Source organism: Jannaschia formosa (genome assembly GCF_003340555.1).
GTDB classification, from domain to species: Bacteria; Pseudomonadota; Alphaproteobacteria; order Rhodobacterales; family Rhodobacteraceae; genus Jannaschia; species Jannaschia formosa.
In genome coordinates this window covers 101,440-119,968 of the sequence record NZ_QPLJ01000004.1, presented here as the reverse complement: position 1 = coordinate 119,968, position 18,529 = coordinate 101,440, and the positions used below count along the sequence as shown (strand labels likewise).

Below are 18,529 nucleotides of genomic sequence, written 5' to 3'. Positions count from 1 at the left end.
GGGTGGGCATCACCATGCCCACCTCTGCGGGGCGCGGTGGGCATGGGGATGCCCACCCTACGGAAACTATTCGATGAATTCCTTGTAGGCGTCCTCGTCCATCATGTCGTCCATCTCCTCGGGGGTGGTGGTCGTCATGCGGAAGAACCAGGCGGCCTCGGCGTCCTCGTTGACGAGGCCGGGGTTCTCGGCCAGCGCCTCGTTGACCTCGGTGATCTCGCCGTCGAGCGGCGCGGTGATGTCGGAGGCGGCCTTGACGCTTTCGATCACGACGATCTCTTCGCCCTTGGTGACCTCGCGGCCGACCTCGGGCAGTTCGATGAAGACGATGTCGCCGAGCTGCGTCGCGGCGTGCTCGGTGATGCCGACGGTGATGACCCCGTCGGCGGGGTCGAGCCATTCGTGCTCTTCGGTGAATTTCATGGCGTGTCCTCCTGAAGGGATCACCGCTTGTATCGCGGCGTATGGAAGGGAAGGTCCGTGACCGTCACGGGCAGCCGTCTGCCCCGGACGTCACCGTAGAGCGTGGCGCCCGAGGTGCAATCGGCGGGAACGTAGCCCATGGCGACGGGCGCGCCGACCGAGGGGCCGAAGCCGCCGGAGGTGACCGTCCCGACCGGATCGGCCGCATCCTCGGTCGCGTAGAGCGTCACGCCCAGGCGCATCGGCGCGCGGCCCTCGGGGCGCAGGCCGACGCGCTTGCGGGCGGGGCCGTCGGCGAGTTGGGCCAACACGGTCTCGGCGCCGGGGAAGCCGCCTTCGCGGGCGCCGCCCGTGCGGCGGACCTTCTGGATCGCCCAGCCGAGGCCGGCCTCGACCGGAGAGGTCTCGGCGGTCAGGTCCTGCCCGTAGAGCGGCATCCCCGCCTCCAGCCGGAGCGAGTCGCGCGCGCCGAGGCCGATGGGGGCGACATCGTCATGCGCCAGAAGCGCGCGGGCGAAGGCCTCGGCCCGGGAAAGCGGTACGCTGATCTCGTAGCCGTCCTCGCCGGTATAGCCGGAGCGGCTGACCCAGAGTTCCGTGCCGTCCCAGTCAAGCGTCGCCACGTCCATGAAGCGCATTGCGGCAGCGCCGGGGACGAGGGCGGACAGCACCGCCTCGGCCGACGGACCTTGCAGGGCCAGCAGGGCGCGGTCCTCCAGCAGGGTGACGTCATGGTCCGGCATGCCCGCCTGCACGATCTCCAGGTCGAGGCATTTCATCGCGCCGTTCACCACCATCAGCAGGTGGTCGCCGCGATTCGCCACCATCAGGTCGTCGGCCACGCCCCCGCCGGCCAGCATCAGCAGGCCGTAGCGCTGGCGCCCTTCCTTCAGGCCCTGCACGTCGATGGGCAGCAGGCGTTCCAGCGCCTCGGCCCGGCCCTCGCCGCGGATCACCATCTGGCCCATGTGGGACACGTCGAAGAGCCCGGCCTTCTCGCGGGTGTGCAGATGCTCCGCCATCACCCCCATCGGGTATTGCACGGGCATCGAATGGCCCGCGAAGGGCACCATCTTGCCGCCGAGCTCCCGGTGAAGGGCGTCGAGGGGCAGCTTTATCGCGTCGTCGGTCATGGCATCTCCTGGGACGGCCGCGCGCCGCCGGTCGATGCCCCCTCTGTCCTTGTCGCCTGAGATCGCTATCCCTTCGGCGCCCCCTTTCGAGGGTCTCTCCAGAGTGTTCAACGCGACCGGTCCGTTGTGCCTGAGAGTTTACCGGGGCGGTTGCTCCTTCGGCCCTGCCTTTCGGCAGCGTCTCCCGTGTCGCGCGGGTTTCCGATACGAAACTTGACCCCGGTCGCGCAAGGGGGTTCTTCGGGGGGCATGACGAGGTTCTTCGGATATGGCTCGCTGGTCAATCTGGCGACGCATGACTACGCGGATGCGCGCCCGATCACCGTCAAGGGATGGGGGCGGGCCTGGCGACACACGGCGCTGCGGGAGGTGGCCTTCCTGACCGCCGTGCCCGACCAGGACGCGGAGATCGACGGGATCGTTGCCTCGGTCCCAGACGCGGACTGGAGCGCGCTGGACCTGCGCGAGGCAGCCTATCTTCGCATCGTCCTGCCCGAGGGGCCGTCCATCTACCACATCCCCGAAGGCCATCACGAACCGGCGAGCCGGGCGCACCCGGTCCTGCTGAGCTATCTCGACACGGTCGTGCAGGGCTACCTGCGGGTCTTCGGCGAGGCGGGCGTCGACCGCTTCTTCGCGACGACCCATGGCTGGGATGCGCCAATCCGCGACGATCGCGCCGCACCGGTCTATCCGCGCGCGCAGGCGCTGAGCCGGGAGGAGAGGGCGCTGGTCGACGCGAGGCTGCGCGAGGTCGGGGCGCGGCGGATGGGGTGAGGCGCCGGGGTCAGCAGGCGCGACAGCGCCTCGTCCGGCAGTGACGGCGAAGGGGGCGGGACCGGGGGCCAGCCCCCGGACCCCCGGAGTATTTGCGGCCACAGGAAGGAGGAGGGCATCGGCCTTGTCCCGGAGGGAAGGCCGATGTCCGGCGGGCCGCTCAGGCCGCGACCGCTGCCGGTTCCTCTTCCAGCCTTCGGGCAAGCCAGAGCCCGGCCAGCCCGCAGAGCGCGGTCCCGACCAGAAGCGGCAGCGGCGTGCCGTCGAAGGCGAGCCCGATCGGCGCCGCGATGGCCACCGCGCCGACGGTGGAGACCGCCGCAATCACCGAGGAAGCCATCCCAGCGATATGCCCCAGCGGTTGCATCGCGATGGCCTGAACGTTGCCGATGCTGAGCCCCGCGAGCGAGAAGCTGGCCGCCTGCCAGACGAGAAACAGCGGGAAGCGCAGCGTCTCGGGCACCAGCGTCCAGCTGAGCAGCAGCAGCACCGACAGCGACAGATGCGCCAGCAGCGCGCGCCGGATCAGCCAGATCATCCCCAGCCGCTCCACCACGCGGGCGTTGACGAAGCTCGCCCCCGCCGAGACCAGCGCGACAAGAGCGAACCAGTAGGGGAAACTGTCGGCCCGGTCGAAGAAGACCTCGTAGACCTGCTGGATCGAGCTGATCGTCGCGAAGAGCAGGCCGAAGATGCAGGTCTGCACCAGGATCGCGCGGCGCACGTTGGGATGGACCAGCACCTCCCGGGCGGCGGCGCGCAGGCGGCCGAGATCCAGCGGGCGCCGGCGCTCCGGCGGCAGGGTCTCGGGCTGGCGGAGGCCCAGCCACAGGGTCGAGATCGCCGAGAAGACCACGAAGGAGGCGAAGATCCCGCGCCAGCCGAAGCCCGCGATGATGAAGCTGCCGATCAGCGGCGCCATCGCCGGGACCAGCGTGAAGGTCATCATGATGAAGGACGACACCCGCGCCTGCGCCCGCCCGGAATAGAGGTCGCGCACCATGGCCTGCGCGGCGACGCGCGGCCCGCTGGCCCCGATCCCCTGGATGACGCGCGCGACCAGCAGCGCCTCGAGCGAGGGCGCGAAGACCGCCGCCACCGCCGCGAGGCAGTAGAGGATTGCGCCCGCGACGATCAGGCGCTTGCGCCCGAACGCGTCCGAGAGTGGCCCCGCGAAGAGCGTGCCGGCCCCCATCCCGAAGACGAAGCTGACGATGACGAGCTGCGCCACGTTGGGCGCGCCAGGCGACAGGTCCCGCCCGATTTCCGGCAGGGCGGGCAGCATCGAGTCGATCGAGAAGGCGATGGTGGCAACCAGCATCGCGGACAGGGCGACGAATTCGGTCTGCGACAGGGCGCGGGTCGGCGGGCTCATTCCGCGTCCCGGCTTCGGAGCTGCTCGGCGATCTCGTCGGCGATCTGGGCCCAGATTTCGGGCGGCTGGGCGCCCGACAGCACGTGCTGGCCCGCGATCACGAAGGTCGGCACGCCACGCACCCCGCGTGCGCGGGCATGGGCGTCGCGGGCGCGGATGTCGTCGGCATCCGCGTCAGAGGCGAAGAGCCGTTCCAGCATCGCGGCGTCGAGGCCGAGGCGCGCGCCGATCCGCACCAGGGTCGGCACGTCGCCGATATCCTCGCCCTTCTCGAAATAGGCCTCGAACAGGGCGGTCGCGACGGGGGTCTGGCGGCCCTCCAGCCCGGCCCAGTGGATCAGGCGATGGGCGTCGAGCGTGTTCGGCACGCGCGGGATGCGGTCGAACTCGATGGCGAGCCCGGCGTTCCCGGCGGCCTCGCGCACCGGCGCATAGGCGCGCGCGGCGCCCTCCGGGCCGCCGAACTTCGCCTCCAGATACTCGGTCCGGTCCATGCCGCCCTCGGGCATGTCGGGGTTGAGCTGGAACGGGTGCCATTGCAGCGCGAAGGGATGCTCGGGCCGGGATTCCAGCGCGCGGAACAGGTTGGCGCGGCCGATATGACACCAGGGGCAGATCGGATCGGAGAGGATGTCGAGCTGGATCATGGGTCGGCTCCTTTTGCGCCTTCCCTAGTCCCCGGGCCGGGGGGGCGAAAGGTGCATCCCCGCAGGACCGACCCTGCGGAGATGTCAGGTCAGCCGGTCGCGGATCAGCTTTCCGTTGGCGTTGCGCGGAAGCCGCGCGCGGCGCAGCCAGAGGCGCGGCTGCTTGTAGCGCGCGAGGCGGGCGGCGGCATGGGCATTGGCCGCGTCCTCGTCGAGCGGGGCGCCGACATAGTAGGCGGCGAGCACGGTCGCGCCGCCCTCCAGCGTGACGCAGCCGACCGCGATCTCCTCGACGGGAAGGTCGGCCAGCGCCGCCTCCACCTCCTGCGGAGAGACGCGGTGGCCGCCGGGGTTGAGCAGGTCGTCGCGCCGCCCCTCGTGGACGATGGCGCCGTCGGGGCGCTGCGAGACGCGGTCGCCGGTGTCGAAGCCCTCGGGCCCGACGGGGACCGGGGCGCCGTCCTGCCAGTAGCCCAGCATCAGGCCCGGGTCGTCGGCGCCAACGACGAGCCGGTCGCCCTCGACCCGCGCGGACCGGCCGGGCTGGACATAGCCGCTGGCGCCCTCGGGCGCGGGGCGGCCGGGCGCGCCGCTGACGAAGGTCGAGCATTCCGTCATTCCCAGCGCCTCGTGCAGGTCGAGCCCTGTCGCCTGCTGCCATTGGGTGCGGAGCGCGGGGGGCAGCCGTTCCCCGGCCGACAGGCCGTGGCGCAGGGTGGGCGTGGCGGGCCAGTCGTTGCGCAGCATCCGGCGGTAGATACCGGGGGCTGCGGCGAAGATCGTGGCGCCCTCGGCGGCGATCAAGGCGGGCAGCGCGCCGGCCTCGGTCCCGGGGGCGGGGACGATGGCGGTCGCGCCGACGGACCAGGGGTCGAGCAGGCCGGTGCCCAGCGTGTAGGTCCAGTTGAAGGCGCCCGCATGCATCATCCGGTCGTCGGCGCGCAGGCCATACCAGCCCTCGCGCATCGACGCCCGTGCGCTGACGGCGCGATGGGCGTGGGCCACGGCCTTGGGAATGCCGCCCGAGCCGGAGGTGAAGACGATGTAGCCCAGCCGGTCGGGCGCGTCCTGAACCCAGTCGTCGAAGGGCAGCGGGTCGGCGTCGAGCTCCGCCGCGGCAACGGCGGGCCGCCCCGCTGGCAAGGCAATGTCGGGGCCGGACACGACCAGCGCCGGGTCGACGCGGTCGGCCATGGCGCCGATCTCGGAGGCGGTGAGCTGCGCCGAGGTCGGGACAGGGACCAGCCCGGCGGCGCAGGCGGCGAGGAAGGTGATCGGAAAGTCCGGCTCGTTGCCGAGCCGCAGCAGGACGCGGGCGCCGGGCGGCAGGCCACGGGCCTGGAAGCCGCCCGCGCGTCGTTCGACGGCTTCGAGCAGGTCGGCATGTGTCAGGTGCGCCCGCCCCGGCACGATCAGGGCGGGATGGTCCGGCCGGGCGCGGCCGGGTCCGAGGACGTAGCTGGCGAGATTGAAATCCATGGGCACGGGCTAGCCGTGTCATCGTCCGAGGCCAAGCCTCCAAACGCGAAGCGCCTCCCGCCGGGCCTTGGCCGGGCGGGAGGCGCCGGCGCGCGGCGCAGGCTGGGGGATGAGAATGCGCCGCGCCTCCGGAGCCGGTCAACGGAGAGAAACCCCGGCCCCGGAGGATGTCAGCCGGTCACTCGGTCTCGCGGCTCTCGGCGGCGATGCGGGCGTGGATGTGGGCGGCGGTGGCCGGCGCGCCCGAGACCACGGTCGCGCCCTGCAGGCCACGCAGGTCATTGCGGTTGTCGGCATCGGCGTTGAAGCGGTCGAAGGCAGCACCAAGGGCGCCCGAGCGGGTCGAGACGGAGGCGCCGGAGGCCTCGCCAGACACCTGGGTGATACGGTCGCGCTGGGCGTCGGCCGACTGGTTGAAATGTGCGATGGCGGAGGCGGCGGTCGGGGCGACCTGCTGCGCGGCCACGGGGGCGGCGGCGAGGGCGATCAGGGCGGAAGCGATGATGGTCTTCATGGCGGTATTCCTTTGTGCTTCGGGGCCGTGTGGCCCGCGTCGTGTGTGGCGGTGGCCGTCTTGGCCGGTGCCGATGGGAGGGATATGCGCCCCTCCGCCCTCACACTCAACGAACGAGAGCGTGATACCTCGCGCATCACCGCGCGCATATGCACATAGGCCCTCCCGTCCTGCACCGCCCTCACGGCCGCGCGACGGACGCTCACGCCGGCGCGACCGATTCCCGACTTTCCGCAACATGCCACGGCCGGACGGCGCCGCTTCCCCTGCCGTCGCGGGGCGCGAAACATTCGAACCTCGGCCCAGGGCCACGCACCCGGAGCGGAGCGCCCGACGTCAGGTGAACTGCTCGCGCAGCAGCCGCTCCTCCAGCCCGTGGCCGGGGTCGAAGAGCAGGCGGTGGCGCACCTCCGCGTCGCTCGCCACCTCGACGCGGACAACGTCGCGGACCGAGAAGCCGTCCGCCTCGGCCATCATCGGGCGCTTGCCTGCATCGAGCACGTCGAAGCGCACCCTTGCCCTTTTCGGAAGCAGCGCCCCGCGCCAGCGGCGGGGTCGGAAGGCGGACATCGCGGTCAGCGCCAGCACTTCGGAGCCGATCGGCAGGATCGGCCCGTGGGCGGAGTAGTTGTAGGCCGTCGATCCGGCGGGCGTGGCCAGCAGCGCGCCGTCGCAGACCAGCTCCTCCATGCGGATGCGCCCGTCGACGGCGATGCGCAGCCGGGCCGCCTGCGGTCCGGCGCGCAGCAGCGAGACCTCGTTGATCGCCAGCGCCTCCACCTGCGAGCCGTCGCCGCGGGTCGCCACCATCTTGAGCGGGTTGATCACCGCCTCCTCGGCGGCGGCGAGGCGCCAGAGCAGGTCGTCCTCCTCGTATTCGTTCATCAGGAAGCCGACGGTCCCGCGGTTCATCCCGTAGGTCGGGACCGGCAACTCCGTCGTCGCGTGCAGGGTCTGGAGCATGAACCCGTCGCCGCCCAGCGCCACCACGACATCGGCCGCCTCGGGCGCGTGCTGGCCGTAGCGCCCGGTCAGCCGGGCGAGCGCGGCCTGCGCCTCGGGCGTCGGCGAGGCGAGGAAGGCGATCTTCTGGGCGTCGTTCGGCATCGTCTCTCCCCGTCCGCGGGCAGGGTTGCGGGGCGCGGATCGGAAACGCAAGTGTCGCCTGTGGCGCCGACCGCGTCGTCCCGCCCCTTTCACGGATGGCCCCGGGCGCGTATGAGGCGCCAACCCGCCCCAGAGGAGCCGTGCCATGAACGCCCCCCATCGCGACCCCAGTTTCTTCACCGCCAGCCTGGCCGAGACCGATCCGGAGATCGCCGAGGCCACCCGCAAGGAGCTGGGCCGCCAGCGCGACGAGATCGAACTGATCGCCTCGGAGAACATCGTGAGCCGCGCCGTCATGGAGGCGCAGGGCGGCGTGATGACCAACAAATATGCCGAGGGCTATCCGGGCCGGCGCTATTACGGCGGCTGCCAGTATGTCGACATTGCCGAGGAACTCGCGCGCGACCGCGCCAAGCAGCTTTTCGGCTGCGGCTATGCCAACGTGCAGCCGAATTCGGGCTCGCAGGCCAACCAGGGCGTCTTCACCGCGCTGCTGACGCCGGGCGACACGATCCTCGGAATGTCGCTCGACGCGGGCGGGCACCTGACCCATGGCGCCAAGCCCAACCAGTCGGGCAAGTGGTTCAACGCGGTGCAATACGGCGTGAAGCGCGACGACCTGCGGCTCGACTACGACCAGGTGCAGGCGCTGGCGACGGAGCACCGGCCGAAGATGATCATCGCCGGGGGCTCGGCCATCCCGCGGATCATCGATTTCGCCCGGATGCGCGAGATCGCGGACTCGGTCGGCGCCTGGCTGCTGGTCGACATGGCGCATTTCGCCGGGCTGGTCGCCTCGGGCCACTACCCCTCGCCCTTCCCGCACGCGCATATCGCGACGACCACGACGCACAAGACGCTGCGCGGGCCGCGCGGCGGCATGATCCTGACCAACGATGCGGACATCGCCAAGAAGGTGAACTCCGCCATCTTCCCAGGCATCCAGGGCGGGCCGCTGATGCATGTCATCGCCGCCAAGGCCGTCGCCTTCGGCGAAGCGCTGAGGCCGGGCTTCAAGGACTACCAGGCGCAGGTGATCGCCAACGCGAAGGCGCTGGCGGACCAGTTGATGCGCGGCGGGCTGGACATCGTCACGGGCGGGACGGACACGCATCTGATGCTGGTCGACCTGCGCCCCAAGGGCGTGAAGGGCAACGACACCGAGGCCGCGCTGGGCCGCGCCCACATCACGACCAACAAGAACGGCATCCCCTTCGACGACGAGAAGCCGACCGTGACCTCGGGCATCCGGCTGGGCACGCCGGCCGGCACGACCCGCGGCTTCGGCGAGCCGGAGTTCCGGGAGGTGGGCGACCTGATCGTCGAGGTGGTCGACGGGCTGGCCGCGAACGGCGCCGAGGGCAACGCGGAGGTCGAGGCGCGGGTGCGCGACAAGGTCCAGGCGCTGTGCGACCGCTTCCCGATCTACCCCGGGCTCTGAGCCCGGGCCGGGGGCGCCGCTCAGATTGGCGTTGAACTTCCTCGCCGTCTCGCGCCAGATCGCGGGATGACGGGATTCTTCTTCGACGAGCGGTGCTTCTGGCACGGGGGCGGCAACTATGCCGAGATGGCGCCGGTGGGCGGGCTGGTGCAGCCCATCTCCGGCGGCGGCGGCCTGCCCGAAAATCCCGAGACGAAGCGGCGGCTGGTCAACCTGATGCGCGTGACCGGCCTGATGGACGTGCTGGAGCAGCGCGGCGCGGCGCCCCTGACGCGCGAGGACCTGCTGCGGGTGCATCCGGCCGACTACCTGGACGCGTTCAAGGCCGCCTCGGACGCGGGCGGAGGCGAACTTGGCCTGCGCACCCCCTTCGGGCCCGGCGGCTACGAGATCGCGGCGCTGTCGGCGGGGCTGGTCGCCGACGCGGTCGAGGCGGTGCTTCGAGGCGAGATGGCGAACGCCTACGCGCTGAGCCGCCCGCCCGGCCATCACTGCCTGCCCGACTGGCCGAACGGCTTCTGCCTCATGGCCAACATCGCGCTCGCCATCGAGCGGGCGCGGGCACGGGGGCTGGCGCGCCGGGTCGCGGTGCTGGACTGGGACGTGCATCACGGCAACGGGACCGAGGCGATCTATGCCGCCGACCCCGACGTCCTGACCGTCTCGATCCACCAGGAGCGGAACTATCCGCTCGACACCGGCGCCTTCGAGACGGACGCTCAGGCCAACCTCAACGTGCCCCTGCCCCCGGGCGGCGGGCATGTCACCTATCTTGCGGCGATGGAGCGGCTGGTCCTGCCCCGGATCCAGGCGTTCAAGCCCGACCTCATCGTCGTCGCCTGCGGGCTGGACGCCGCCCTGCCCGACCCGCTGAGCCAGATGATGGCGACCGCCGCGACCTTCGGTGCGATGACCCGGCAGGTGATGGACCTGGCCGCCGAGACCTGCGGCGGCCGGCTGGTGATGGCGCATGAGGGCGGCTATTCGCAGCTCTACGTGCCGTTCTGCGGCCATGCCGTCATCGCCCAGATGGCGGGCAGCGCGATCTCGGCCCCTGACCCCTTCGCCGAGGCCTATGCGATCCGCCAGCCGGGGCCCGAGTTCGACGCCTTCGCACTGGGCCGGATCGAGGCGATGGCTGCGGCGCTCTGACCCGCCCTTCGCGGGGCACGATTGAAAGCGTTCCGCGCCTCGTCTATGAATCCGGTGGACGACGGTATTCCGAGGGGAGCGGCGATGAAGAAGGTCTATGGCTCGGCGGCGGAAGCGCTGGATGGGCTGCTGTTCGACGGGATGTTCATCGCGGCCGGCGGGTTCGGCCTGTGCGGCATCCCCGAACTGCTGCTCGACGCGATCCGCGAGGCCGGAACCAAGGACCTGACCTTCGCCTCCAACAATGCGGGCGTGGACGATTTCGGCATCGGCATCCTGCTGCAGACGCGGCAGGTCAGGAAGATGATCTCGTCCTATGTCGGCGAGAATGCCGAGTTCATGCGGCAATACCTGTCGGGCGAGCTGGAGCTGGAGTTCAATCCGCAGGGCACCCTGGCGGAGCGGATGCGCGCCGGAGGCTGCGGAATCCCGGGCTTCTACACCAAGACCGGGGTCGGCACGATCATCGCCGAAGGCAAGGAACACAAGACCTTCGTCGGCCATGACGGCAAGGAAGACACGTATATCCTGGAGCGCGGGATCTTCGCCGACCTGTCGATCGTCAAGGCGTGGAAGGCCGACACGACCGGCAATCTCGTGTTCCGCAAGACCGCCCGGAACTTCAATCCGCCGGCGGCCATGTGTGGCAAGGTCTGCGTCGCGGAGGTGGAAGAGATCGTCGAGCCGGGGGGGCTCGACCCCGACGGAATTCACCTGCCGGGCATCTATGTGCACCGCCTGATCCAGGGCGCGCATGAGAAGCGGATCGAGCAGCGGACGGTGAGGCCCGCCGCATGACGAACGACGCCCCGACGCCAGACCCGTCGGGGGCCGAAAAGGCCGCTGCCCCAGCGTTGGACGTGCGGGGCATCTCCGGCCGGAGCGGAGACCCTGTGGGAGGGGGAACGACCGTGAGTACGCGCCGCAAGCTGGCCTCGGTGATCGAGGACAAGGATGCCTTGGCGGGGTTCAGCCGCGCCAAGGTCTCCATGATTCTCACCGACCCGCGGGCCGAGGACAATCCGATCGTCTACGTCAACGCCGCCTTCGAGCGGACGACGGGCTATGCCCGCTCGGCGGTGATCGGCCGCAACTGCCGCTTCCTCCAGGGCGAGGAGACCGCCAAGGATTCCGTCGACCGCCTGCGCACCGCCGTCGAGGCGGAGCGGGACACCACGGTCGACATCCTGAACTACCGCGCCAACGGCACGCCCTTCCTCAACCGCCTGATCATCGCGCCCATCGCCGATTCGGACGGGACCGTCATCTACTTCCTGGGCATCCAGAAAGAGGTCTACGACACCGAGCGCGGGGAGGACGCCGCCAGCGCGCTGCTGGTCAATGTCCGCGCCCGGGTGCAGGAGGATCTGGGCGTCGTGCTTGACAGCATCGGCGCGCCGAAAGGCGACGAGGCGCTGGATTACGAGGCGATCACGCGGCGGCTGGAATGCCTCCAGCTCGTCTACGAGTCGATGAAGCTGTCGGACGAACAGGAATGGCGCCGGCACGGAATCGACCTCGGCTCGCTCATCAGCCGCGTCGCCACCGCGGTCGCCCATGAGGAAGGCCGCCCCGGCATCCGCTACATCCAGCAGATCGAGCCGCTGATGGCCAATACGGATGCGGCGGTGCGCGTGTCCTTCCTCGTCTCCGAGGTGCTGTCGAACGCCTTCTCGCATGCCTTCGAGCGGATGGAGGAAGGGCTGGTCGAGCTGCGCGTCACCGAACTGGCCGCCGGCGGCCTGCGCGTCACCATCACCGACGACGGCGTCGGCCTGCCCTCCAACACGCCCTTCCCCAACCCCGACACGATCGGCGGGCGTCTCATCACCCTGCTGAGCCAGGGGCTGGACGCCACGGTCACGCCCGTGCGCGGCGCCGCCGGGACCGTCGTCATGATCGACGTCCCCGTCGGCATCACGGACACCTAGAACCCCCCGACAGGAGAGCCCATGCCCTGGGACCGCAATCAGATGGCCGCGCGCGCCGCGCAGGAGCTTCAGGACGGCTGGTACGTCAATCTCGGCATCGGCATCCCGACGCTGGTGTCGAACTATATCCCCGAGGGGATCGAGGTGACGCTGCAATCCGAGAACGGGATGCTGGGCATGGGCCCCTTTCCGATCGCGGGCCAGGAGGACCCGGACCTGATCAACGCCGGCAAGCAGACCATCACCGAGCTGCCCAAGACGGCCTATTTCGACAGCGCGCAGAGCTTCGGGATGATTCGCGGCGGCAAGATCGCAATGGCGATCCTGGGCGCGATGGAGGTGGCCGAGAACGGCGACCTCGCGAACTGGATGATTCCCGGTAAGCTGGTCAAGGGCATGGGCGGCGCGATGGACCTGGTGGCGGGCGTCGGCCGCGTGGTCGTGGTCATGGACCATGCCAACAAGCACGGGCAGTCCAAGGTGCTGAAGGAGTGCACCCTGCCCCTGACCGGCGCGGGCGTCGTCGACCGGATCATCACCAACCTCGCGGTGATGGACGTGGTCGAGGGCGGGCTGAAGCTGGTCGAGCTTGCCGACGGCGTGACCGAGCAGGAAGTCCGGGACCTGACCGAGGCCACCCTCGTCGCATGACCGAGGTGGCCCGCGAGGATTCGGAGTCCCGCGGGCGCTGGGTCGTGACCGTCGACGGTCACGAAGCGGAAATGACCTATTCCCGGCTGGGGACGACGAAGCTGATCGTCGACCATACCGACGTGCCCGGGGCGCTGCGCGGGCGCGGCGTCGGCCTGATCCTCGCCGAGCGGATGATCGCGGACGCGCGGGCCGAGGGGCTGCGGGTCATCGCGCTCTGCCCCTTCGTGAAGGCGCAGGCCCGCCGGCATCCCGAATGGGCCGACGTCATCGAGTGAACCCGGATCGGGGACCTGGTGCGCGCGCCGGGCCCCGGCCGGGCCTCACGAATCGCTGAACGGCGCCTTGAACACGCAGCCGTCGCCCGGCATGACCGGCGGCGTCGTGCACATCATGCGCGCCACGTTCCAGGCGGCCAGCACCTTGGGCACGTAGGCCCGCGTCTCGCCATAGGGGGGCACACCGGCATAGCGGCGGACGGCGCCCTCGCCTGCGTTGTAGCCGGCGAGCGCGAGCACGGGATCGTTCCCGAACTCCTTCATGAGCCAGTCGAGATAGGCCACGCCGCCGCGGATGTTCTGCACCGGGTCGTTCGCGTTGGTGACGCCGAACCGCGCTGCCGTGGCGGGAATGAGCTGCATCAGCCCCTGCGCCCCGGCTTGGCTGAGCGCATCGGTCCGCCCCGCCGATTCGACCGAGATCAGCGCCAGCACCAGCGCAGGCGAGACCCGGGTGCCGACGGAATGGCGCAGGATGGTGTCGCCATGGGACATGGCGATGTTTTGCAGGTGGCGCAGCGACGGAGCCGAGATGCCGCTGCCCTGCGGCGGGCGCGCGGCAAGGCGCGCGGCCTCGAGGAAGCGGCCGTTCTGCACGCCGATATCGGGCGAGACGGCGGTCCAGAACCACTCCTGGTGGTTGCTGCGCCCGCGCGGGCGCGCCTGCGCCTCGCCCGGGCGGGTGGCGGCGACGACGATGTCGGGCGGCTGCGGCCGCGTGGGACGCGGCGCGGCGACGGGCGCGGCGGGCCGGTCCGGACGGTCGGCGCTGGTGATCTGGACGTTGATTCGGCGCGTGGCGTTGGCCGCGGGCGGCTTCACCCGCTTGAAGGTGAATTCCCCGGCGGAGGCAGGGCCGGCGACCGGTGCCGCCGCGACGAGACAGGCCAGCACGGCCGGCAGGAGCTGCTTGAGGAGGTGCATGATCTGTCCACTCGGTCTTTTGCGACGGTATTGCCATCGACGCCCCTCGTCTGTCAGCTAGGGGTGCTCGCGTAACCGCGCCGGTGTGACATTCGTCTGCGAAACGGGGGCCGAGGACGCGCCGATGGTCCCGACACCCCGGACGCGCCCCCGATTGTTGCCACCAAGGCGTTAATGTTGCGTGAATTCGGGATTGTCCCCAATTCGCGCCAAATCGGACAAGATTTCGCCCCATTCCTCCGCCATACCAGTTCTCACCGGATGGCACGGCCCTGGCAGACGGCCCCGCCGCTTCGGTCAAGAGCAAGCACCGAGACACTCGGGCAAGGAACGGTGGCGATCGAGCAGTCCCCGCGGGACCCGTTGGCAGGCGGGCCCGGTCAAAAGAGGGATAGCGTCACTCAGTTTCCTGCGGTCCACATCGGATCGAGGGACGAAGGGCCGTGCTGGCAGGCACGGCCCTTTTCCGTCGTCGCGGCCGTCGCGCTCGTTTCCTTCCCCAAGGGCACATTCCCCTGAATGTCCGCGGAGGCGTCGCATTCCCGCCTTCATTAACCTCAACAACGGGGGCATCGAAAGGGCCAGCAGCCCGACGATACGCAAACCGAGTTTAAACCTGAGGAACAAACTCATGCTGAACGCGATCAAGACCTTCGCCGCCGACGAAGCCGGCGCCGTCACCGTCGACTGGGTTGTGCTGACCGCCGCCCTGGTCGGCCTAGGCCTGGCCGTCATGGCCGTCATCTCCACCGGCCTTCAGGATCTGTCGGGCGACATCCTGACTGTGCTGGAGGACGACCACATCACGACGGCGTTCCCCGTCACCCCTTGATCCCCTGACACCGATCCGTTCGGGCAACAGATCTTAGATAGGGAAACACAGGGCGTCTCGCTGATTGCGGGGCGCCCTTCGCGTTGACGCAATTCGTACTGCTAGCCGCATAAGCGCACCTCAAGAGACCGGCCGACAGCGCGGCCATGCTCCACCGTCTCTCCTCCGCCCGTCCACGAAACTGCCGCATTCCAGGGCCAGATGCGAAACGATGGCGCCGCGCCATAGCGGCGAGAGCAGAACTAGGAAGTTAACGATGCGCTTGATCTTCGGCCTTGCCCTTCTCATCGGTCTCGCCCTGGCGGGCTTTGCGATCCACACCGCCCAATCCCGCTTCGCCGCCTATCAGAACGCGCTCGCCGCTTCAGAGAACAAGATCATCCCGACCGCCAGGGTCTTCGTGGCCAGCCGCTCGCTGCGCTACGGCGACGAGCTCCGCGAAAGCCACGTGCAAGAGGTGGAGTGGCCCGCCAACCACATACCGACGGGCATCTTCACCTCGATGGAGCAGATCTTCCCGGCGGGCGAAGGCTCGCGCACCGTGCTGCGGCAGATCGAGCGGAACGAACCGCTGCTGGCCTCCAAGGTGACCGGTCCCGGGCAGGAGGCGGGCATCGCCGCGACGCTGACGCCCGGCATGCGCGCCTTCACGATCAGCGTTGACGTCAACTCGGGCGTCTCGGGCTTCCTGCGTCCCGGCGACCGGGTCGATATCTACTGGACCGGCGGCAGCAACGGCGGCGGCGGCGGGGTGACCAAGCTGATCGAGCCGAACGTGCAGCTGATCGCCATCGACCAGCAGACCGACGAGCAGCGCAGCGATCCCACCATTGCCCGCAACGTCACCATCGAGGCGCTGCCCAGCAAGGTCGCCAAGCTGGTCCAGGCCCAGGCCACCGGGCGGCTGACGCTGACCCTGGTCGGGGTCCAGGACGAGACCGAGTCCGAAGCGGTGGAAGCCACGCTGCGCGAGGTGCTCGGCGCCGAGGAGCAGGTCGCCAACAAGGTCTGTACGACCCGCCAGCGCCGCGGAGCGGAAGTGGTCCTCGTCCCCATCCCCTGCCCCGCCGAGTGATGCTCTGCCGGCCGGACCGGCCTCGTGCAGAAAGACGCCCCGCTGCCCAAGCGGGGCGTCTTTTCGCCTTGACCGCCTGCGCGCCTGGGCCCGGGTCCGGCCGGCGTGGCCCTATCCATGGCCCAGGCCCCGGCGTACCGGGCCTGCCCCCGGCATCGCCCCCTCCGATTCGCGGCGCCTGAGCCCCGCGTGCAGGTCGCCAAGCGCCCAAGGGTGCGATCGGCGCTGTCGGCGACGGTCGACAGGCCGCGACGCGGGCGCGATCCGGTTCATCCGTCTGCCTGTCCGGGCCTGCGGGCGGTCACGTCAACCCCTTGACGAATCACCCTCCGGGACCGGGCGAGACGGTTCGGTCGGGGATCTCCAAAGCTGCCGTCCGCCGCCCTGCCGGCCCGCATCGGACGTCCGGAGCCGCCCCGGAGATGCCCGTCGGCCCCCGTTCCGAATGTGACCGGATTGCGGCCATCTGTGTCCGGGACGCCCCCCAGCCAAGGCAAAAAACCCGAGATCGTTGCAATAATCTGGGGAAAAGTCATCGTTGGCGCCGATGCGGACGCAATAATCCGCACTCGAGAGCAGTGATCCTAGAGAGGCAGGACACATGATACTTAGCACACCCATCCGGGCAGCGATGCTTGGCGTCCTGATCACAGGCGCGCCGCTCGCGACGACTGCCCTCGCCGATACCTTGAGGATCGCCGAAGGCCGCGCGCAATCGTCCCTGAAGGTCGCACTCAACCGCGCCATCGTGCTGGAGTCGGAGGTTCCCTTCGCGGAGTTGTCGGTCGCCAACCCCCTGATCGCGGACATCGCCACCCTGTCGGAGCGCACGGTCTACGTGCTGGGCAAGGCGCCCGGCCGGACGACCCTGACGCTGCTGGGTCCGGACGGACGGCTGATCACGAATGTCGACGTGCAGGTCACCCCGGACGTGGCCGAGTTCAAGGAGCGCCTGCAGGAGCTGTTGCCTGGCGAACCCATCGAGGTCAGGACCGCCAATGACGGACTCGTTCTGTCGGGCACTGTGTCGTCCATCCAGAAGCTGGATCAGGCGCTCGAGATCGCCAACCGCTACGCCCCCGAGGCGGTGCTGAACCTGATGAATGTCGGCGGCATCCAGCAGGTGCAGCTGAAGGTCCGCTTCGCCGAGATGTCGCGCAGCCTGTCGAAGCAGATCGGCGCGCAGCTGGGCATCACCGGCGGCGACGATGGCGACAACTTCACCGGCACCACCGGGCCGGTCGCCGGCAACGCGGGGTCGCTGCAGCTGAACTTCGGCACAAACTCGTTGAACTTCAACGTGCTTCTGCAGGCGCTCGAGGAGAAAGGCGTCGTCCGCACCCTGTCCGAACCGAACCTGACCGCGCTGTCGGGCCAGTCGGCCAGCTTCCTCGCGGGCGGGGAGTTCCCGATCCCGTCGATCGACACGGAAGGCAATGTCGGCGTCAACTTCAAGCCCTTCGGAGTCAACCTGACCTTCACGCCGACGGTCGTGGACGATGACATCATCAACCTCCAGCTCGCCTCCGAGGTATCGTCGGTCGACTTCGACAATGCGGTGTCGATCCAGGGCGGCCTGGTGCCCGGCACCTCCTCGCGCCGCGCCCAGACCACGGTCGAGCTGCGCGACGGCCAGTCCTTCGCCATCGCCGGCATCCTGCAGGACGACTTCCAGGACAGCATCGACCAGGTGCCCTTCCTGGGCGAGCTGCCGGTGCTGGGCGCCCTGTTCCGCTCCGCCAGCTTCCGGCGCCAGCAGACCGAGCTGGTCATCATCGTGACGGCCCATCTGGTCACCCCGACCCGCGGCGAGGCCCTGGCCCTGCCGACCGACCGGATCCGTCCGCCGACCGAGAACGAGCTGTTCCTCTATGGCCGCGTGTCCAGCACCCCGTCCACCGGCGCCCGCGCCTCGACCCGTGGCGATGCGGCGTCGCAGGACTTCTCGGGCAGCTACGGCTACGTCCTGGAGTGAATGAGATGAAGATGCACAACAGAACCCGCCGCTTCGTCCTCGCCGGACTGGGACTGGGCGCCCTGGGCGCCTGCACGGGCACGCGTTTCAACGACGTCGCCGGGGCCGAGGTCGACGAGGGCGGCTTCGGCAACCCGACCATGCGCAACATGGTCGCCATGTCCTCGGGCGACGCGCTCGGCCATCTCGGCGGGCGCTTCGCCGGGGCGGTCCCGACGACGATCAACTTCGCCTTCAACTCGGCTCAGCTTGGCCCCGAGGCGCGCGCCATCCTCGACCAGCAGGCCAACTTCATGCGCCAGTTCCCCGAGGTGCGATTCTCGGTCTACGGGCACACGGACGCCGTCGGCTCCGACGCCTACAACGTTGCGCTTGGCCGCCGCCGCGCCGTGGCCGCAGTGGACTACCTGACGACCCGGGGAATTTCCCGCTCGCGGCTCGACGCCCTGGTGAGCTTCGGCGAGAGCCGGCTTCTCGTCCCGACCGACGACCGGGAGCGGGCGAATCGCCGCACCGTCACCGAGGTCGCGGGCTTCGTGAAGGGCAACGGATTGGTTCTGGACGGAAAATACGCCCAGATCGTCTATCGCAGCTATGTTGCCTCGGCGGGATCCGTCGAAGGCTGACCGTCCTCTCTTTTGGGACCGACCGCGCCCCGCATGCCCCTCCGGCATGCGGGGCGTGCGATTCTGGATGGGAAACCATCGCGGGTGCGACGGATTTTAGGTTCCGTATTTCCGGTAAATTCACCTCTCTCGTCCAATTATCGCCGGAATTCGGCGTCATCCCGAAACCTGGCGGGACGCCTTTGCCAT

Annotated in this window: 19 protein-coding genes and 2 riboswitches; of the genes, 11 read left to right on the top strand and 8 right to left on the bottom strand. The window is 69.7% G+C overall.

Annotated elements, in window-relative coordinates; genetic code table 11:
* Positions 1 to 66 precede the first annotated feature (66 nt).
* Positions 67 to 423, bottom strand: coding sequence for a glycine cleavage system protein GcvH (gene gcvH / locus DR046_RS06355; protein ID WP_115381094.1), 357 nt, complete (start codon positions 421 to 423; stop codon positions 67 to 69).
* 20 nt (positions 424 to 443) lie between these two features.
* A complete protein-coding gene (gene gcvT / locus DR046_RS06350) occupies positions 444 to 1,556 on the bottom strand; it encodes a glycine cleavage system aminomethyltransferase GcvT (RefSeq protein ID WP_115381092.1) in 1,113 nt (370 codons plus the stop codon).
* Positions 1,557 to 1,595: 39 nt separating this feature from the next.
* Positions 1,596 to 1,662, bottom strand: a riboswitch (glycine riboswitch).
* A 2-nt stretch (positions 1,663 to 1,664) separates the two neighbouring features.
* Positions 1,665 to 1,753, bottom strand: a riboswitch (glycine riboswitch).
* Between the two features lie 52 nt (positions 1,754 to 1,805).
* Here gcvT and DR046_RS06345 point away from each other — a divergent pair.
* Positions 1,806 to 2,333, top strand: coding sequence for a gamma-glutamylcyclotransferase family protein (locus DR046_RS06345; RefSeq protein WP_115381090.1), 528 nt, complete (start codon positions 1,806 to 1,808; stop codon positions 2,331 to 2,333).
* A gap of 160 nt (positions 2,334 to 2,493) precedes the next feature.
* Here DR046_RS06345 and DR046_RS06340 read toward each other — a convergent pair whose 3' ends face one another.
* From DR046_RS06340 to DR046_RS06320, 5 genes are all read right to left on the bottom strand, one after another.
* The gene (locus tag DR046_RS06340) at positions 2,494 to 3,708 is read right to left on the bottom strand and encodes a multidrug effflux MFS transporter (RefSeq protein WP_115381088.1); all 1,215 of its coding nucleotides are present in this window, start codon (positions 3,706 to 3,708) and stop codon (positions 2,494 to 2,496) included.
* Entirely contained in the window at positions 3,705 to 4,355 is a 651-nt protein-coding gene (locus tag DR046_RS06335; protein WP_115381086.1) for a DsbA family oxidoreductase, read from the bottom strand. Before DR046_RS06335 ends, DR046_RS06340 begins: the two co-directional genes overlap by 4 nt.
* A gap of 84 nt (positions 4,356 to 4,439) precedes the next feature.
* Positions 4,440 to 5,834, bottom strand: a complete 1,395-nt coding sequence (locus DR046_RS06330) for a class I adenylate-forming enzyme family protein (RefSeq protein WP_115381084.1) — start codon at positions 5,832 to 5,834, stop codon at positions 4,440 to 4,442.
* A 178-nt stretch (positions 5,835 to 6,012) separates the two neighbouring features.
* On the bottom strand, positions 6,013 to 6,348 hold the full coding sequence (locus DR046_RS06325; RefSeq protein ID WP_115381081.1) for a hypothetical protein: 336 nt from the start codon (positions 6,346 to 6,348) through the stop codon (positions 6,013 to 6,015).
* A 336-nt stretch (positions 6,349 to 6,684) separates the two neighbouring features.
* Entirely contained in the window at positions 6,685 to 7,455 is a 771-nt protein-coding gene (locus DR046_RS06320; RefSeq protein ID WP_115381079.1) for an NAD kinase, read from the bottom strand.
* Positions 7,456 to 7,600: 145 nt separating this feature from the next.
* Between DR046_RS06320 and glyA the strand changes: the two genes are divergently transcribed.
* From glyA to DR046_RS06290, 6 genes are all read left to right on the top strand, one after another.
* Positions 7,601 to 8,896, top strand: coding sequence for a serine hydroxymethyltransferase (gene glyA, locus DR046_RS06315; protein ID WP_115381077.1), 1,296 nt, complete (start codon positions 7,601 to 7,603; stop codon positions 8,894 to 8,896).
* Positions 8,897 to 8,962: 66 nt separating this feature from the next.
* Positions 8,963 to 10,048, top strand: coding sequence for a histone deacetylase-like amidohydrolase (locus DR046_RS06310; RefSeq protein WP_115381075.1), 1,086 nt, complete (start codon positions 8,963 to 8,965; stop codon positions 10,046 to 10,048).
* Positions 10,049 to 10,132: 84 nt separating this feature from the next.
* Entirely contained in the window at positions 10,133 to 10,846 is a 714-nt protein-coding gene (locus DR046_RS06305) for a CoA transferase subunit A (protein ID WP_115381073.1), read from the top strand.
* Between the two features lie 113 nt (positions 10,847 to 10,959).
* On the top strand, positions 10,960 to 11,979 hold the full coding sequence (locus tag DR046_RS06300; RefSeq protein ID WP_245190826.1) for a PAS domain-containing protein: 1,020 nt from the start codon (positions 10,960 to 10,962) through the stop codon (positions 11,977 to 11,979).
* A gap of 21 nt (positions 11,980 to 12,000) precedes the next feature.
* On the top strand, positions 12,001 to 12,630 hold the full coding sequence (locus DR046_RS06295; protein ID WP_115381069.1) for a 3-oxoacid CoA-transferase subunit B: 630 nt from the start codon (positions 12,001 to 12,003) through the stop codon (positions 12,628 to 12,630).
* Positions 12,627 to 12,908: a GNAT family N-acetyltransferase gene (locus DR046_RS06290; protein WP_115381067.1), complete on the top strand. Its 282-nt coding sequence runs from the start codon at positions 12,627 to 12,629 to the stop codon at positions 12,906 to 12,908. Before DR046_RS06295 ends, DR046_RS06290 begins: the two co-directional genes overlap by 4 nt.
* 45 nt (positions 12,909 to 12,953) lie before the next feature.
* Here the strand turns inward: DR046_RS06290 and DR046_RS06285 are convergent, their stop codons facing one another.
* Positions 12,954 to 13,832: a lytic transglycosylase domain-containing protein gene (locus tag DR046_RS06285; protein WP_115381065.1), complete on the bottom strand. Its 879-nt coding sequence runs from the start codon at positions 13,830 to 13,832 to the stop codon at positions 12,954 to 12,956.
* A 631-nt stretch (positions 13,833 to 14,463) separates the two neighbouring features.
* Here DR046_RS06285 and DR046_RS06280 point away from each other — a divergent pair.
* The 4 genes from DR046_RS06280 (at position 14,464) to DR046_RS06265 (ending at position 18,340) form a co-directional block, all read left to right on the top strand.
* Complete coding sequence (locus DR046_RS06280; RefSeq protein ID WP_115381063.1) at positions 14,464 to 14,664, top strand: pilus assembly protein; 201 nt, start codon at positions 14,464 to 14,466, stop codon at positions 14,662 to 14,664.
* A 256-nt stretch (positions 14,665 to 14,920) separates the two neighbouring features.
* The gene (gene cpaB, locus DR046_RS06275; RefSeq protein WP_115381061.1) at positions 14,921 to 15,739 is read left to right on the top strand and encodes a Flp pilus assembly protein CpaB; all 819 of its coding nucleotides are present in this window, start codon (positions 14,921 to 14,923) and stop codon (positions 15,737 to 15,739) included.
* 601 nt (positions 15,740 to 16,340) lie between these two features.
* Positions 16,341 to 17,714 (top strand): type II and III secretion system protein family protein, encoded by a 1,374-nt coding sequence (locus DR046_RS06270; protein ID WP_115381059.1) that lies wholly within the window; start codon positions 16,341 to 16,343, stop codon positions 17,712 to 17,714.
* 5 nt (positions 17,715 to 17,719) lie between these two features.
* On the top strand, positions 17,720 to 18,340 hold the full coding sequence (locus DR046_RS06265) for an OmpA family protein (RefSeq protein WP_370815746.1): 621 nt from the start codon (positions 17,720 to 17,722) through the stop codon (positions 18,338 to 18,340).
* Positions 18,341 to 18,529: the final 189 nt, after the last annotated feature.

Coding starts and splice junctions, on each gene's coding strand:
- DR046_RS06325 (WP_115381081.1), bottom strand. CDS start 6,348: ATGAAGACCATCATCGCTTCCGCCCTGATCGCCCTCGCCGCCGCCCCC.
- gcvH (WP_115381094.1), bottom strand. CDS start 423: ATGAAATTCACCGAAGAGCACGAATGGCTCGACCCCGCCGACGGGGTC.
- DR046_RS06330 (WP_115381084.1), bottom strand. CDS start 5,834: ATGGATTTCAATCTCGCCAGCTACGTCCTCGGACCCGGCCGCGCCCGG.
- DR046_RS06335 (WP_115381086.1), bottom strand. CDS start 4,355: ATGATCCAGCTCGACATCCTCTCCGATCCGATCTGCCCCTGGTGTCAT.
- glyA (WP_115381077.1), top strand. CDS start 7,601: ATGAACGCCCCCCATCGCGACCCCAGTTTCTTCACCGCCAGCCTGGCC.
- cpaB (WP_115381061.1), top strand. CDS start 14,921: ATGCGCTTGATCTTCGGCCTTGCCCTTCTCATCGGTCTCGCCCTGGCG.
- DR046_RS06345 (WP_115381090.1), top strand. CDS start 1,806: ATGACGAGGTTCTTCGGATATGGCTCGCTGGTCAATCTGGCGACGCAT.
- DR046_RS06290 (WP_115381067.1), top strand. CDS start 12,627: ATGACCGAGGTGGCCCGCGAGGATTCGGAGTCCCGCGGGCGCTGGGTC.
- DR046_RS06280 (WP_115381063.1), top strand. CDS start 14,464: ATGCTGAACGCGATCAAGACCTTCGCCGCCGACGAAGCCGGCGCCGTC.
- DR046_RS06340 (WP_115381088.1), bottom strand. CDS start 3,708: ATGAGCCCGCCGACCCGCGCCCTGTCGCAGACCGAATTCGTCGCCCTG.
- DR046_RS06310 (WP_115381075.1), top strand. CDS start 8,963: ATGACGGGATTCTTCTTCGACGAGCGGTGCTTCTGGCACGGGGGCGGC.
- DR046_RS06320 (WP_115381079.1), bottom strand. CDS start 7,455: ATGCCGAACGACGCCCAGAAGATCGCCTTCCTCGCCTCGCCGACGCCC.
- DR046_RS06265 (WP_370815746.1), top strand. CDS start 17,720: ATGAAGATGCACAACAGAACCCGCCGCTTCGTCCTCGCCGGACTGGGA.
- DR046_RS06285 (WP_115381065.1), bottom strand. CDS start 13,832: ATGCACCTCCTCAAGCAGCTCCTGCCGGCCGTGCTGGCCTGTCTCGTC.
- DR046_RS06305 (WP_115381073.1), top strand. CDS start 10,133: ATGAAGAAGGTCTATGGCTCGGCGGCGGAAGCGCTGGATGGGCTGCTG.
- DR046_RS06270 (WP_115381059.1), top strand. CDS start 16,341: ATGATACTTAGCACACCCATCCGGGCAGCGATGCTTGGCGTCCTGATC.
- DR046_RS06295 (WP_115381069.1), top strand. CDS start 12,001: ATGCCCTGGGACCGCAATCAGATGGCCGCGCGCGCCGCGCAGGAGCTT.
- gcvT (WP_115381092.1), bottom strand. CDS start 1,556: ATGACCGACGACGCGATAAAGCTGCCCCTCGACGCCCTTCACCGGGAG.